Annotated in this window: 12 protein-coding genes; 9 read left to right on the forward strand and 3 right to left on the reverse strand. The window is 65.6% G+C overall.

The features are described 5' to 3' along the window. Positions 1-4: 4 nt before the first annotated feature. The 7 genes from CDE01S_RS18470 to CDE01S_RS09140 all read left to right on the forward strand — a co-directional run bounded on the left by CDE01S_RS18470 (position 5) and on the right by CDE01S_RS09140 (position 7,158). The gene (locus CDE01S_RS18470) at positions 5-421 is read left to right on the forward strand and encodes a CoA-binding protein (protein WP_066706187.1); all 417 of its coding nucleotides are present in this window, start codon (positions 5-7) and stop codon (positions 419-421) included. A gap of 10 nt (positions 422-431) precedes the next feature. Further along, positions 432-797 carry a hypothetical protein gene (locus CDE01S_RS18475; RefSeq protein WP_066706190.1) on the forward strand — a complete coding sequence of 122 codons (366 nt, stop codon included), beginning with the start codon at positions 432-434 and terminating at the stop codon, positions 795-797. Positions 798-925: 128 nt separating this feature from the next. Continuing rightward, on the forward strand, positions 926-2,032 hold the full coding sequence (hemE, locus tag CDE01S_RS09120) for a uroporphyrinogen decarboxylase (protein ID WP_066706193.1): 1,107 nt from the start codon (positions 926-928) through the stop codon (positions 2,030-2,032). Positions 2,033-2,374: 342 nt separating this feature from the next. After that, positions 2,375-4,519, forward strand: coding sequence for a replication restart helicase PriA (gene priA, locus CDE01S_RS09125; protein ID WP_066706196.1), 2,145 nt, complete (start codon positions 2,375-2,377; stop codon positions 4,517-4,519). An 86-nt stretch (positions 4,520-4,605) separates the two neighbouring features. Beyond that, the gene (locus CDE01S_RS09130; protein WP_066706199.1) at positions 4,606-5,202 is read left to right on the forward strand and encodes a DUF2239 family protein; all 597 of its coding nucleotides are present in this window, start codon (positions 4,606-4,608) and stop codon (positions 5,200-5,202) included. A 14-nt stretch (positions 5,203-5,216) separates the two neighbouring features. Further along, a complete protein-coding gene (locus CDE01S_RS09135) occupies positions 5,217-6,563 on the forward strand; it encodes an MATE family efflux transporter (RefSeq protein WP_066706269.1) in 1,347 nt (448 codons plus the stop codon). A gap of 46 nt (positions 6,564-6,609) precedes the next feature. Beyond that, on the forward strand, positions 6,610-7,158 hold the full coding sequence (locus tag CDE01S_RS09140) for a c-type cytochrome (protein WP_084382820.1): 549 nt from the start codon (positions 6,610-6,612) through the stop codon (positions 7,156-7,158). An 84-nt stretch (positions 7,159-7,242) separates the two neighbouring features. Here CDE01S_RS09140 and katG read toward each other — a convergent pair whose 3' ends face one another. Next, positions 7,243-9,399, reverse strand: a complete 2,157-nt coding sequence (gene katG, locus CDE01S_RS09145; protein ID WP_066706207.1) for a catalase/peroxidase HPI — start codon at positions 9,397-9,399, stop codon at positions 7,243-7,245. Between the two features lie 264 nt (positions 9,400-9,663). Beyond that, positions 9,664-10,629 carry an AEC family transporter gene (locus tag CDE01S_RS09150; protein ID WP_066706210.1) on the reverse strand — a complete coding sequence of 322 codons (966 nt, stop codon included), beginning with the start codon at positions 10,627-10,629 and terminating at the stop codon, positions 9,664-9,666. Between the two features lie 67 nt (positions 10,630-10,696). Here CDE01S_RS09150 and CDE01S_RS09155 point away from each other — a divergent pair, with 67 nt between their 5' ends. Both CDE01S_RS09155 and CDE01S_RS09160 read left to right on the forward strand, forming a co-directional pair. Next, positions 10,697-12,850: an ATP-dependent helicase gene (locus CDE01S_RS09155; protein ID WP_066706212.1), complete on the forward strand. Its 2,154-nt coding sequence runs from the start codon at positions 10,697-10,699 to the stop codon at positions 12,848-12,850. Then, positions 12,847-14,007 carry a phospholipase A gene (locus CDE01S_RS09160; RefSeq protein WP_084382821.1) on the forward strand — a complete coding sequence of 387 codons (1,161 nt, stop codon included), beginning with the start codon at positions 12,847-12,849 and terminating at the stop codon, positions 14,005-14,007. Before CDE01S_RS09155 ends, CDE01S_RS09160 begins: the two co-directional genes overlap by 4 nt. Positions 14,008-14,029: 22 nt before the next feature. On the opposite strand, the gene hppD is transcribed toward CDE01S_RS09160, so the two are convergent. Then, the coding region (gene hppD, locus CDE01S_RS09165) for a 4-hydroxyphenylpyruvate dioxygenase (protein ID WP_066706271.1) at positions 14,030-15,047 on the reverse strand (1,018 nt) is incomplete at its 5' end.

Below are 15,047 nucleotides of genomic sequence, written 5' to 3' on the forward strand. Positions count from 1 at the left end.
GTGCATGGACCAGACCCAGGCGATCCGCACCATCCTCGACCACTGCCGCACCGTGGCGGTGGTCGGCCTGTCACCCAAGCCACACCGCGACAGCTACCAGGTGGCACGCTACATGCAGGCGCAGGGCTGGCGCATCGTGCCGGTCAACCCGAATGCCAATGGCGAGATCCTGGGTGAGCGGGTCTACCCCAGCCTGCGTGAAGCAGCGCAGCACGCGCGCATCGAGCTGGTGAACTGCTTTCGCAATTCGGCCGACATCCCGCCCATCGTCGAGGAGGCCATTGCCATCGGCGCGCAGGCGGTGTGGATGCAGCTCGGCGTGGAACATGCGGCTGCCGCAGACCGGGCGCGCGCCGCCGGCCTGGCCGTGGTGCAGAATCGTTGCCTGAAGATTGACCACGCCGCCCGCACCCGGGCCTGAGTACAAGAATATGAGCGAGACAAACAGCCGCGACAGCACGGCACCGGAAACCATCGAGGTGCCCTATGACGAGTTCCGCACCGGCCTGCCGGCCGGGCGTTTCCGCGTCATCGTCAACCCGGAGCGGGCACGCAAGTACGTCAAGCACCGGCTGATGCTGACGGCGCTGATCCTGCCCATCATCGGGACCGGCATCGGCATGGCTTGGTACGGCTATCCGTGGATCGGCCTGGGCCTGGTGCTGGCCGGTATCGCGGCGCACCGGCTCGTGACCCACCAGGCCCCCAAGATCCTGCTGCACATGGCCGGCCAGGACGCGCGCATCTACCGCGAGGCAATCGACTTCGAAATCCTCGAAGTGCGCTTGGCCCGGTAAGGCCCGCCGCCCGAGCTGCCGCCGGGCCGCCCCAAGGTAACGAGCGCCCCCTTCCCCTTGTGTGGGGCAGCGAACGACACGAAGTGCGGGCGCGTGGGGACGCCGGTACACCTGCGACAATTGGGGGTATGAGTTCTACCCCCCGCTTCGCCCCCCTGCAAAACGACACCTTCCTGCGCGCCTGCCTGCGCCAGGCCACCGACTACACGCCGCTGTGGCTGATGCGCCAGGCCGGCCGTTACCTGCCCGAGTACTGCGCCACGCGCGCCAAGGCCGGCAGCTTCATGGGCCTGGCCACCAACGTGGACTACGCCACCGAGGTCACGCTGCAGCCGCTGGAACGCTACCCGCTCGATGCCGCCATTCTGTTCAGCGACATCCTGACCGTGCCCGATGCCATGGGCCTGGGCCTGTCCTTCGCCCAGGGCGAGGGTCCGCGTTTTGCCACCGCCGTGCGCGACGAGGCGGCCGTGGCCAAGCTCGAAGTGCCGGACATGGACAAGCTGCGTTATGTGTTCGACGCTGTGACCTCGATCCGCAAGGCGCTGAACGGCCGCGTGCCGCTGATCGGTTTCTCCGGCAGCCCGTGGACGCTGGCCTGCTACATGGTCGAAGGCGCCGGCTCGGACGACTACCGCCAGGTCAAGACCATGCTGTACAGCCGGCCGGACCTGATGCACCGCATCCTGCAAGTGAACGCTGACGCCGTGGCCACCTACCTGAACGCCCAGATCGACGCCGGCGCCCAAGCGGTGATGATCTTCGACAGCTGGGGTGGTGTGCTGGCCGACGGCGCCTTCCAGCAGTTCAGCCTGGCCTACACGGCCCGCGTGCTGGCGCAGCTCAAGCGCACCGGCGTGGACGGCCAAGTGGTGCCGCGCATCGTCTTCACCAAGGGCGGTGGCCTGTGGCTGGAGGAGATGGGCCAACTCGACTGCGACGTGCTCGGCCTGGACTGGACCGTGAACCTGGGCAAGGCGCGTGCGCAGGTTGGCGCGCACAAGGCGCTGCAGGGCAATATCGACCCGAACGTGCTGTTTGCCCCGCCGGCCGCCATCGAGGCCGAGGTGAAGAAGGTGCTGGACAGCTTCGGCGCACCGCACCGCGACCCGGCCACCCAGGGCCCGACCCACATCTTCAACCTCGGCCATGGCATCAGCCAGTACACCCCGCCCGAGCACGTGGCAGCCCTGGTGCAAGCGGTGCACGAACATTCCCGCAAGATGCGGAAATAGTGGTTTTCCCGAGTTCCGGCATGCCCCAGAACAGGTTGGTGAATCCTGACTTATGCACAAAAGCTGTGCTGCGGTGCAGAATCCGTCCCCCAAATGGGGGATGCCCGCTATCAAAGCCATAGCGGACCTAAGTGGTTGATTTATAAGGGTTTAGTACTTTGCTTTTTTTGTGGGCATTCCAAGAAAAGCCTTGATTTTCAAGGCTTCGGCCTGAATCGATACGCGATATCAACAAAGTTATCCACAGAAACTTTGAATGCTTTACAAAAGCCTTCCAGATCAAGCACTTAGCGTCTTTTTCGGAAGTCAACTTCAAGAATTCACCCCAACTCGGGCTTTTCCATGACGCACTGGCTTTCGGTTCTGGTCCAGACCCCGGCACACAGCCAGGTCGCCGGGCCGCTGAGCTACCGAAGTGAGCTGGCACTTGCCGCCGGCACCCTGGTCCGTGTCCCTTTCGGCAAACGCGAGACCCTGGGAGTGGTGTGGGACACACCCGCCGATGGCGAAGCAGCCCCGTTCGATGCCGACAAGACCCGCCCCATCACCGCCGCGTTGGACAGCCTGAGCCCGCTGACCGATACTTGGCGGCAACTGGTCGGTTTTGCCGCCGGCTACTACCAGCGCTCGCTGGGCGAGGTGGCACTGGCCGCACTGCCGCCGCAGTTGCGCGAACTCAGCGCCGAACAACTGGCGCGCCGGCTCAAGCGCCAAGCCAAGGCGGCCCCGGCCAGCCCCGCGCCGGCCGGCCAGGCCATTGCCCCGTTGACGCTGACGCCGGAGCAGGCCAGCGTCATCTCGCAGATCGAGACCCAGGCCGGCCCCTTCCTGCTGTTCGGTGCCACCGGCAGCGGCAAGACCGAGGTCTACCTGCGCTGCGTGCAGCAACTGCTGGAACGCGACCCGCAGGCGCAAGTGCTGGTGATGGTGCCCGAGATCAACCTCACGCCGCAGCTGGAGGCGCGTTTCATCGAACGCTTCGGCCCCGTGTACGGCGAACAGGCGGTGGTGTCGCTGCACAGCGGCATGACCAACCCGCAGCGCCTGGCCAGCTGGCTGGCCGCGCACAGCGGTGCGGCGCGCATCGTGCTGGGCACACGCATGGCGGTGTTTGCCTCCCTGCCGCAGCTGAAACTGATCGTGGTCGACGAGGAACACGACCCGAGCTACAAGCAGCAGGAAGGCGCACGTTATTCCGCGCGCGACCTCGCCGTCTACCGCGGCAAGCTGGAGGGCGCCAAGGTCATCCTCGGCTCGGCCACGCCCTCGCTGGAGAGCTGGCACCACAGCCGCCCCGCCAGCGAAGGCGGCCGCTACCTGCGGCTGCACATGCCCAGCCGCGTGGGCGGCAACAGTGAACCCGCCGTCACCGCGGACGGCCGCCACAACCCGGCCAGCGGCCTGCCACTGGTGCGTCGTGTCGACATGAACCACCAGCCCAAACACGCGGTGTTCTCGCCGCCGCTGGTGGAAGCGATCAAGGTTCGCATCGCCCGCGGCGAGCAGAGCATGATGTTCCTGAACCGCCGCGGCTACGCGCCGGTGCTGCACTGCACGGACTGCGACTGGAAGAGTGAGTGCCCCTACTGCAGCGCCTTCCGTGTCTTCCACAAGATCGACCGCACGCTGCGCTGCCACCACTGCGGTTTCACCGAGCGCGTGCCGCGCGCCTGCCCGGCCTGCGGCAACCCGGACATCCGCCCCATGGGGCGCGGCACCGAACGGCTGGAGGAACACCTGGCCGAGCTGCTGGACGATGTAAGGCGGCCGGACGGCCAAGCCGTGCGCATCGTGCGCATTGATGCCGACACCACCAAACACAAGGGCGAACTGGAATCGCAACTGGCCCAGGTGCACGCCGGCGACGTGGATGTGCTGGTTGGCACGCAGATGATCGCCAAAGGCCACGACTTCCGCCGCATCACGCTGGTGGCGGCCGTCAATGCCGACAGCGCGCTGTTTTCCAGCGACTTCCGCGCGCCGGAGCGCCTGTTCAGCCTGCTGATGCAGGCGGCCGGCCGCGCCGGGCGTGACACCGGTGTCAGCAGCGACAGCGAGATGTGGGTGCAGACCTTCCATCCCACCCACCCGCTGTTTGACGCCCTGAAGCGGCACGACTACCCGGCCTTCGCCGCCGGGGAACTGAAAGAGCGCGAACAGGCTGGCCTGCCGCCGTTCAGCTTCCAGGCCCTGGTGCGCGCCGAGGCGCGTTCGCAGGAAACGGCTCAGGGCTTTCTGCAGGCTGCCAGTGCGTCAGGCACCGAAGCCGCCGCCGCGCTGGGTGTCACGCTTTACCCGGCGGTGCCGATGAGCGTGCAGCGGGTGGCGAATGTGGAGCGCGCGCAGATGCTGATCGAAAGCCCGTCGCGCGCGGCACTGCAGCGCTTCCTGGCCGGCTGGCATGAGGTGTTGCACGAGGTGCGGCAGGGGCCCGAGGGCAAAGGGCTGATCCGCTGGGCGGTGGACGTTGACCCCCTGACGATCTGACCCGAGATCAATTATCACCCGGGTGAAATTGCAAAATTATTTATACCCGGGTATAATTTGATTTTTCAATTTCATCCGGGTAATTTATGGATTGGCTCCGCACACCCTGCACGGCCTTTGAAGGCAGCCGCTGCATCGCCACAGGCGAACTCAAGGACGTGGCCCCGCTGGCCAAAGCCGCACTGGACCGCAGTGCCGACAAGCCCAACCCGCCACCTGTGCTGGTCTTCAACGACACGACCAGCGAGACGATCGAGCTGGACTGGCGTGGCTCGGCGCAAGACTTCGCAACCCGGCTGGGCATGCCGGCCACGCCCCAACCCAGCCCCGAGCCCATCCGCGGCCCCGGCCGCCCCAAACTTGGCGTGGTGGCGCGGGAAGTGACCCTGCTGCCGCGGCACTGGGAGTGGCTGGGCCAGCAGCCTGGCGGCGCCTCGGTGGCACTGCGCAAGTTGGTGGAGGCGGCCCGCATGTCATCCGAAGGGAAGGACCGCGCCCGGCAGAGCCGGGAGGTGGGCTACAAGTTCATGGCCACCATGGCCGGGCACGAAGCGGGCTTCGAGGAGGCCAGCCGTGCCCTGTTTGCGGGTGACCAGGCCGGCCTGGAGGCCCGCATCGCCACCTGGCCGGTGGATGTGCAAACGCACCTGAAAAAATTGCTGGCGGAGGCTTTTCAAGCATGAGTCACGCCGAACCCATCCAATCGCCGCCCGTCTTGTGGAAGGTCTACCTGGCCTTCCTGGGGCCGATGATCGTCAGCAACATCCTGCAAGCGCTTTCCGGCACGGTGAACAACATCTACCTGGGCCAGATGCTGGGCGTGAAGGCCATGGCCGCGGTGTCAGCGCTCTTTCCGGTGCTGTTCTTTTTCATCGCCTTCATGATCGGCCTGGGGGCGGGTGCCGCCATCCTCATCGGCCAGGCCTGGGGTGCCAAGGAGCTGGGCCGCGTCAAGGCCATCGCCGGCACCACACTGATGGTGGGCCTGTACGCAGGCTTGGTGGTGGCGGCCTTTGGCGGCACGTTCACCGAGATGATGCTGCGTGCGCTGGAAACGCCGGCCGACATCCTGCCGGAGGCCACGGCCTATGCCCGCATCATGCTGATCGCCGCCCCCGGCCTGTTCCTGTTCTTGCTGGTCACCTCCATGCTACGCGGCGTCGGCGACACCACCACGTCGCTGCTGACGCTGCTGATTTCCACCGGCGTCAGCCTGCTGCTCACACCGGCACTGATCCTGGGCTGGGCCGGCCTGCCGCGCCTGGGTGTGACCAGCGGTGCCTATGCCGCGGCCGTGTCGTTCCTGGTTGCACTGGGCTGGACGGCCTGGTACCTCCTGCGCAAGCACCACCCGCTCGCCCCCGATGCCACGTTCATCAGGCATCTGCGCATCGACCGCAGCATCCTGCTCAAGATCCTGTTCGTCGGCCTGCCCACGGCCTTGTCGATGATCACCATCTCGGTGGCCGAGATCGCCGTCCTGTTCCTGGTCAACCGCCATGGTTCACAGGCCACTGCGGCCTATGGCGCGGTGAACCAGATCGTTTCGTACGTGCAGTTCCCGGCCATCTCCATCGCCATCACGGCCTCCATCCTGGCGGCCCAGGCCATCGGCGCCGGACGCGGCCACACGCTGGGCAAAATCGCCCGCACCGGCATCATGATGAACCTGGTGCTGACCGGCGCGCTGGTAGGGCTGGGTTATCTGTTCTCGTGCCACATCCTGGGCCTGTTCATCACCGACATGGCAGTGGTGGACATGGCGCAGACGTTGCTGCACATCATGCTGTGGAGCAGCGTGATCATGGGCATGTCGATGGTGCTGTCGGGCCTGATGCGCGCCAGCGGCAACGTGCTGATGCCCACCGCCATCACGATGTTCGCCATTGCGGGCATCGAAATTCCAGCGGCCTGGGTCTTGAACCAGTTCTATGGCCTGAACGGCATCTGGGCGTCCTACCCCATTGCCTTTCTGGCGATGCTGGCCCTGCAGACGGCGTATTACCGGCTGGTCTGGAAAAAGAAACCGCTGCGCCGACTGTGAGGCCGAACAGCCGCAAGCCCACGCATAATGAAGCAGGAGCAGCACCATGGATGACAGCAGCTCCAGCCCAGAAAAGGAAAAAATGATGATGGCCAGGTTTTCAACGTCCCCACGTCAGCCGCGCGCTCGCTTGTATGGCGCCGCCGTGCTGGCAGCCCTGCTGCTGGCCGGCTGTTCTGCCGAATGGCTGAACCGCCAGCCGGCCCAGGAAATCGCCCAGCGCAGCAAGCCGCCAGGATCGGTCTACGTCGGCTGGCGCGTTTTCCAGGCGCGCTGCGCCAGCTGCCACGGCGCCGATGCAAACGGCACGGTCAATGCCCCCGACCTGCTGCCGCGCGTGAAAGACATGGGCCCGCGTCGTTTTGCCGGCCTGGTGCTTCAACGCTACGACTGGGCACAGCCCCCGGCGCAAACCAACACCCCGGGCACCACACGGGAAACCCAGGTCGAAGTGGTCATGCAACGCAAAGACGCTCCGCTGACGATGCCCGCCTGGCAAGGGGAACCGGTCGTGAGCGCGCAAATCATGGACCTGTATGCCTACCTCGCAGCACGCGCCGAAGGCACCCAAAGCCCTGGCCGGCCCCAGCCCTGAGCGGGGGGCCAGCGCGCATCGCCGCCAGACGACAAAGGCCGCCCGAGGGCGGCCTTTGTTTTGTCTTTCCAGACTGCAGGCGACTCACGCCAGATCGAAACGGTCCAGGTTCATCACCTTGGTCCAGGCCACCACGAAGTCCTGCACGAACTTCTGTTTGCCGTCGGCACTGGCATAGACCTCGGCCAGCGCACGCAGCACGGCGTTGGAACCGAACACCAGATCCACACGGCTGCCCGTCCACCTGACGGCGCCGGTTTTGCGGTCCCGGCCCTCGAAGTTGTCGGCCTCTTTGGACACCGGCTTCCATTCCGTTGCCATGTCGAGCAGGTTGACGAAGAAGTCGTTCGTCAAGGTGCCGGGCTTGGCCGTGAGCACGCCCTGCTTGCTGCCATCGAAGTTGGCGCCCAGCACCCGCAGGCCGCCGACCAGTGCCGTCATCTCGGGCGCCGTCAGGGTGAGCAGCTGGGCCTTGTCCACCAGCAGGTGCTCGGCCGGGATGCCCGACTTGGCCATCTTCGCGCTGACATAGTTGCGGAAACCATCGGCCAGGGGTTCCAGGTGGCCGAAGGACGCCACATCCGTCTGCTCGATCGTGGCATCCACGCGGCCCGGTGCGAACGGCACGTCCACGGCCGTCCCGGCGGCCTTGGCGGCCATCTCGATGCCGACGCCACCGGCCAGCACGATGATGTCGGCCAACGACAGCTTGCCCGAGGCCTGCTGGATGGCTTCCAGCTTGGGCAGCACCTTGGCCGCGATCTGGTTGACCGCCCAGTCCTTCTGCGGCGCCAGGCGGATGCGCGCGCCGTTGGCGCCGCCACGCTTGTCGCCGCCCCGGAAGGTGGAAGCCGAGGCCCAGGCCGTGGCCACCAGTTCAGCCACGGACAGGCCGGAGGCAGCAATCTTCGCCTTCGCGTCGGCAATGTCGGCCGCCGTCGGCTTGTGCGTTGCGGCAGGCAATGGGTCTTGCCAGAGCAGGTCCTCCTTCGGCACCTCGGGGCCCAGGTAGCGCGCCTTCGGCCCCAGGTCGCGGTGGGTCAGCTTGAACCAGGCACGGGCATAGGCTTCGGCAAAGGCCTGCGGGTCGTTCAGGAATTTGCGCGAGATCTTTTCGTAGGCCGGGTCGAAGCGCAGCGACAGGTCGGTGGTGAGCATCGTCGGACGGCGCGCCGGCGAATCAGCTGTTGGGCCGGGAATGATGGCGTCCGCGCCCTTGGCCACCCACTGGATGGCGCCGGCCGGTGACTTGGTCTTTTCCCATTCGTACTTGAACAGGAACTGGAAGAAGTCGTTGCTCCAGCGCGCCGGGGTGCTGGTCCAGGTCACTTCCAGGCCGGATGAGATGGTGTCCTTGCCCTTGCCGGCGCCGAATTTATTGGCCCAGCCGAAACCCTGCTGCTCCAGGGCGGCGGCTTCCGGATCGGCACCCACGTTGTCGGCCGGGCCGGCACCGTGGGTCTTGCCGAGGGTGTGGCCACCGGCAATCAACGCCACGGTTTCCTCGTCGTCCATCGCCATGCGCGCAAAGGTCTCGCGGATGTCTTTGGCGGCCGAGAGCGGATCGCCATTGCCGTTCGGACCTTCGGGGTTCACGTAGATCAGACCCATCTGAACGGCAGCCAGCGGGTTCTCCAGATCACGCTCGCCGCTGTAGCGCTGGTCGCCGGCCAGCCAGGTGGTTTCCTGGCCCCAGTACACGTCCTGGTCCGGCTCCCACACGTCTTCCCGGCCGGCGGCAAAACCGAAGGTGCGGAAACCCGCGTTTTCCAGTGCCACGTTGCCGGCCAGGATCATCAGGTCGGCCCAGGAAATCTTCTGGCCGTATTTCTGCTTGATCGGCCAGAGCAGGCGGCGTGCCTTGTCCAGGTTCACGTTGTCGGGCCAGGAGTTCAGGGGCGCGAAGCGCTGCTGGCCACGGCCCGCACCGCCGCGGCCGTCGCCCACGCGGTAGGTGCCGGCGCTGTGCCAGGCCATGCGGATCATCAGACCGGCATAGCTGCCGAAGTCGGCCGGCCACCAGTCCTGCGACGTCGTCATCAGCTTGTTCAGATCGGCCTTGAGTGCCGCATAGTCAAGCTTCTTGAATTCCTGGGCGTAGTCGAAGTTCGCGCCCAATGGGTTGGACTTCTCCGAATGCTGGCTCAGCAGATCCAGGCGCAATTGGTTGGGCCACCAATCCTTGTTTTGCGTACCGCCACCGGCGGCACCGTGAAAGGGGCATTTGGCTTCATGGGACATGGTTTTCTCCTAGGCGTGTGAGGTTGACGTTCCGCGGCGCGACGTCTCAGCTGGCTTGCGCCAAGGTGGCCAGGCATTCAAGCCAGGACGGCTGGCGTTGGGCATGGGCTTGCAGATAGGCAGTGGTCATACGGTACTCCTTTGACTTGAAAGTGGCTCGAGTTTAGATATTGACTATTGAATTTGCCATTTGATTTGAAATATCCATCAAATAGCGCAAGCCTATCGCGGCGCCTGCAGCGGCCTCAGAGGAAAGAACGGGAATCAGGTCATCAGGGCCACGGCGGCCGAGAAGCTCAAGAAGGCCGCCGCGGTGGAGACCAGGATGATGCGGGCGATACGCCCGTTGTCGGCACCAAAGCGCTCGGCCAGCAACGACACATTGCTGGCGCTGGGCAGGGCCGCGGCCAGCACCATCACCGTCAGGGCAAAACGTGACAGCGGCACGCCGAGCCAGATGGCGGCACTGCCCACCAGCAGCACCAGCAGCGGGTGCAGGACCAGCTTGAACAGCGCCACCGGCACATAGTCGCGCGGCGGAATGGGCGGGTGGCCGCTCTGCTCGGTCAGGATCTGCGAACGCGCCAGCACGGCACCGATGGTGAACAACGCAACCGGGGAAGCGGCGTCGGCCAGCAGGCCCACGGTCTTGTCCAGCGGCCCAGGCAACTGCAGCTGGAGAGAGGAGGCCACACCGCCCAGCAGGATGGCCCACGGCATGGGATTGGTCAGAATGCCGCGCAACGCGCTCTTGAGCGCCACGGCCATGCCGTGCTTGTCGGCACCGTCCAGGCGCGACAGGGCGATGCACAGCGAGGTGGTGACCACCATGTCGACCAGCATGCCGACGATGGTGGGCGCAGCCGCCAGCGGCCCCAGCAGCGCCACCAGCAGCGGCACGCCCATGAAGCCGGTGTTGGGGAAAGCCGCCACCAGCGCGCCAAACGAGGCATCGTTCCAGCTGGTGCGCTGGTTGCGCGTGACGGCAACGGCAACCCCCACCATGACCAGGCCGCACAGCAGCCAGACGGCGAACACCGCGTAGTCCAATAGCTGGCCAATCGGTGTGGTGGCACCGAAGCGGTACAGCATGCAGGGCAGGGCGAAGAACAGCACAAAACCGTTCAGCCCGGGAATCGCCTCCAGCGGCAGCGCGCGCCGGCGCGCCGCCAGATAGCCGCACAGCACCAGGGCGAAAAAGGGAAAGGTGACAGAAAGAATGTTCAGCACGGACCTTATTGTCACAGCAGATGGCACGGCTTTGCGCCCCCTTCAGGATGCGGGATGCACTCTCGGTATGATTCCTCGCTTCGCCTCTGTTTTCTGCATGTCGTCCACCCCTTCCCACGGTCTGAATCTCGCGCAACAGGATGCCGTCAATTACCTGCACGGCCCCTGCCTGGTGCTGGCCGGCGCCGGTTCGGGCAAGACGCGCGTCATCACACACAAGATCGCCCGCCTGATCCAGGCCGGGATGGACCCGAAACGCATTGCCGCCATCACCTTCACCAACAAGGCGGCGGCCGAGATGCGCGAGCGCGCCAAGGGCCTGATCGGCAAGGCAGCCAAGGACGTGCGCATCTGCACCTTCCACGCGCTGGGCGTGCACATGCTGCGCGAAAGCGGCGAGGTGCTGGGCCTCAAGCCCCAGTTCTCCATCCTCGACAGCGATGACGTCACCAGCATCCTGAAAGATGCTGGCGGCTCGGTCGACGCCGCCACCGCCCGCCAGTGGCAGTGGACCATCAGTGCGTGGAAAAACATGGGCCTGAACGCCGAGCAGGCCGAAGCGCAGGCGGCCGACGACAACGAACGCATCATCGCGCACATCATGGCGCGTTACGAAGAGCGCCTGACGGCCTACCAGAGCGTGGACTTCGACGACCTGATCGGCCTGCCGCTGAAACTGCTGCGCGACCACGAAGACGTGCGCAGCAAGTGGCAGCAGATGATGGGCCACATCCTGGTGGACGAGTACCAGGACACCAATGCCACCCAGTACGAGGTGCTGAAGGCACTGGTCGGCAGCCACGACCCGCAGAATTCGCGTTTCACCGCCGTGGGGGACGACGACCAGTCGATCTATGGCTGGCGCGGCGCCACGCTGGACAACCTGAAGAAGCTGCCGGTTGACTTCCCCAACCTGAAGGTCATCAAGCTGGAGCAGAACTACCGCTCCACCAGTGCCATCCTGCGCGCCGCCAACAATGTGATCGGCCCCAACCCCAAGCTGTTCCCGAAGAACCTGTGGAGCGACCTGGGCGAAGGCGAGCCGGTGCGCGTGGTGGATGCCGACAACGAGGAACACGAGGCCGAGCGCACCGTGGCACGCATCCAGAGCCTGCGCGCCAGCTCGCAGCACAAGGAGTTCCGCGACTTCGCTGTGCTCTACCGCGCCAACCACCAGGCGCGCGTGTTCGAACAGGCGCTACGACGCGCGCAGATTCCCTACAAGGTGTCGGGCGGCCAGAGCTTCTTTGACCGCGCCGAGATCAAGGACCTGTGCGGCTGGTTCCGCCTGTGGGTCAACAACGATGACGATCCGGCCTTCCTGCGCGCCGTCACCACGCCCAAGCGCGGCATTGGCCACCAGACGCTGCAGCAGTTGGGCGTGTTCGCCAGCAAGTACAAGCTCAGCCTGTTCGAAGCGCTGTTCTCGTCTTCGCTCGGCTCGGTGCTGAACGCCCGCGCCGTCGGCAGCCTGCACGAGTTCGGCCGTTACCTGAACGACCTCGAGTACCGGGCCCGCCACACCAACGGTGCGGAAGATGCACGTGCCTTCCTGACTGACTGGCTCAAGGAGATCGGCTACGAGAAACACCTGTACGACAGCGAAGACAACGAAAAAGTGGCCGCCTCGCGCTGGACCAATGTGATGGAGTTCTGCGACTGGATGGCGCAGCGTTGCGGCGGCCAGATCGACGATGCCGCCGGCGTGTCGCTCACCAGCGAGAAGAAGTCACTGCTGGAAGTGGCGCAGACGATCTCGCTGCTGTCCACCATCAGCGAACGCGAACAGGACCAGAACGTGGTGACGCTCTCCACCCTGCACGCCTCCAAGGGACTGGAGTGGCCGCACGTGATCCTGGCCGGTGTGACCGAAGGCATGCTGCCGTTCAAGCTCGACGAAGGCGCCGACTCGGTGGGCGGCTCCACGCGCGAGCACGAGGCGGCCAATGAAAGCATTGCGCAGCGCCTGCAGGAAGAACGCCGCCTGATGTACGTGGGCATCACACGCGCTCAGCGTACGCTGGCCGTGAGCTGGCCGCGCCGCAAGAAAAAGGGCCGCGAGATGGTGTCGGCCCAGCCCAGCCGTTTCATCGCCGAGATGGCGCTGGACCAGGCCACGGTGAAGGAGGACCCGCGCGAAAAGCTGCGTGCCTTGCGCGCCGAATTTGCCAAGAAGGCACAGGAAACGGCGGCTGCGCAAGCGCTGGCCGGTTCGCCATGAGGTCGATTGCTATATTTTTGATAGCTATTGGCGCAATATCGACAAGCGCCACAGCCCAAAATCACCCTGAAATCCCGACACCAGACGTCGACTGGTTGGCCTGCACCCGGTTGGGTGACGCGCCGGCACGGCTGGCCTGCTTCGACCGCTGGGCCGCCCAGCAGGTGCCGGCCACGACCGTCACAGTGCCCAAAACGGCCCCACCGGCCCTGGCCTCGGAACAGCCGACGCCCGCAGCACCTGCCGCCACCGCGGCGGCTGACAAGCCCGCACAGACCGCAGCAGCCGAACCCGACTGTCGCAGCGGCCAGTCGTCAACCTTGTCACGCTTCTGGGAACTGGAGGCCAGCAGCGATTGCGGCCGTTTCAACATCCGCGGCTACCGCCCGATCAGCCTGTCACTGATCGGCGCCGACAGCGTCAACACGGCGCCGAGCACGCCCACGGCCGGCCACACCGCCAGCTACCAGCCCTACCTGCAAGGCGAGACCCGCATCCAGCTCTCGGTGCGCACCAAGATCGCCTCCGGCTTCCTGACGCACGACGACCCGCTCAAGCGCGACTCGCTGTGGTTTGGCTACAGCCAGCAGTCCTACTGGCAGCTCTTCAACGAGCAGCTCTCGCGCCCGTTCCGCAACACCGACCACGAACCGGAGCTGATGTACATCGTGCCCACCGACGCCGACCTGCCCGGCGGTTGGCGCCTGCGCTACAGCGGCATCAGCCTGAACCACCAGTCCAACGGCCAGACACTGCCGCTGTCACGCAGCTGGAACCGCATCATCCTGATGGCCGGGGCAGAAAAAGACGACCGTTTCACGCTGACCGGCCGCCTCTGGCAACGCATGCCGGAAGACGCCGCCAGTGATGACAACCCGGGCATCAGTGACTACGTGGGGCGCGCCGAAGTCACCGGCATGTGGAACCTGGACAAACTCAACTCGCTGGGCATGACGGTGCGCCATTCCTTGCAGGCGGCCGGCAACGGTTCGATCCGCATCGACTGGCTGCGCGCAATAGGCACACCCGCCCGCAGCAACCTGGCCAGCGGGCTGCGCTTTCACGTGCAGCTGTTCAGCGGCTACGGCGACTCGCTGCTGGACTACAACCGCCAGCGCACGGTGCTCAGCATCGGCCTGAGCCTGGTGGACTGGTAGGCCCCAAACCGACGGACGTGGTTCAGCCCGTCTGGAGCGCGCCGCGGCGGATCTGGTCGCGCTCCAGCGACTCGAACAAGGCCTTGAAGTTGCCTTCGCCAAAACCCTCGTCGCCCTGGCGCTGGATGAACTCGAAGAACACCGGCCCGAGCAGGGTCTGCGAAAAGATCTGCAGCAGCAGGCGAGGCTTCTCCCCGGCGGTAGAACCGTCGAGCAGGATGCCGCGCGCCTGCAGCTCGGGCACCGGCTGGCCGTGGCCGGGCAGACGCTCGCCCAGCATCTCGTAATAGACGTCGTTGGGCGCCGTCATGAGCGGAATGCCGGCCAGCTGCAAGGCATCCACACTGGCCTGCAGGTCGTCGGTCAGCAGCGCCACGTGCTGGATGCCCTCGCCGTTGAACTGCATCAGGAACTCCTCGATCTGGCCAGCACCGCGCGAAGACTCCTCGTTGAGCGGGATGCGGATCTTGCCATCCGGCGCCGTCATGGCCTTGGACGTCAGGCCGGTGTATTCACCCTGGATGTCGAAGTAGCGGATCTCGCGGAAGTTGAACAGCCGTTCGTAAAACTGGCCCCAATAGGCCATGCGGCCGCGGTAGACGTTGTGCGTCAGGTGGTCGATCAGGCGCAGCCCATGGCCGCGCGGCCGGCGGTCGGCGCCCTCAACCCACTCGAAATCGATGTCGTAGATCGACTTGCCATCTTCGAAGCGGTCGATCAGGTACAACGGCGCCCCGCCGATGCCGCGGATCGCCGGCAGGCGCAACTCCATCGGCCCGGTCGGAATCTCGACCGGCTGCGCACCCAGCTCCAGTGCACGCGCATAAGCCTGGTGGGCATCGCGCACGCGAAAGGCCAACCCGCAGGCCGAGGGACCGTGCTCGGCCGCGAAATACGAGGCCAGGCTGCGCGGCTCGCGGTTGACGATGAAGTTGATCTCGCCCTGGCGGTACAGCAGCACGTCCTTGGAACGGTGGCGGGCCACCAGGCTGAAGCCCATTTTCTCGAACAGGGGCTCCAGCAGGTTAGGGATTTGCTGA

The organism is Curvibacter delicatus NBRC 14919 (assembly GCF_001592265.1).
In the GTDB taxonomy this organism is placed as follows: Bacteria; Pseudomonadota; Gammaproteobacteria; order Burkholderiales; family Burkholderiaceae_C; genus Hylemonella; species Hylemonella delicata.

Bases quoted from the DNA above. Each gene is read 5' to 3' on its own strand.
- CDE01S_RS18475 (WP_066706190.1), top strand. From the start codon at position 432: ATGAGCGAGACAAACAGCCGCGACAGCACGGCACCGGAAACCATCGAG.
- CDE01S_RS18470 (WP_066706187.1), top strand. From the start codon at position 5: ATGGACCAGACCCAGGCGATCCGCACCATCCTCGACCACTGCCGCACC.
- priA (WP_066706196.1), top strand. From the start codon at position 2,375: ATGACGCACTGGCTTTCGGTTCTGGTCCAGACCCCGGCACACAGCCAG.
- CDE01S_RS09130 (WP_066706199.1), top strand. From the start codon at position 4,606: ATGGATTGGCTCCGCACACCCTGCACGGCCTTTGAAGGCAGCCGCTGC.
- hemE (WP_066706193.1), top strand. From the start codon at position 926: ATGAGTTCTACCCCCCGCTTCGCCCCCCTGCAAAACGACACCTTCCTG.
- CDE01S_RS09160 (WP_084382821.1), top strand. From the start codon at position 12,847: ATGAGGTCGATTGCTATATTTTTGATAGCTATTGGCGCAATATCGACA.
- CDE01S_RS09155 (WP_066706212.1), top strand. From the start codon at position 10,697: ATGATTCCTCGCTTCGCCTCTGTTTTCTGCATGTCGTCCACCCCTTCC.
- CDE01S_RS09140 (WP_084382820.1), top strand. From the start codon at position 6,610: ATGGATGACAGCAGCTCCAGCCCAGAAAAGGAAAAAATGATGATGGCC.
- katG (WP_066706207.1), bottom strand. From the start codon at position 9,399: ATGTCCCATGAAGCCAAATGCCCCTTTCACGGTGCCGCCGGTGGCGGT.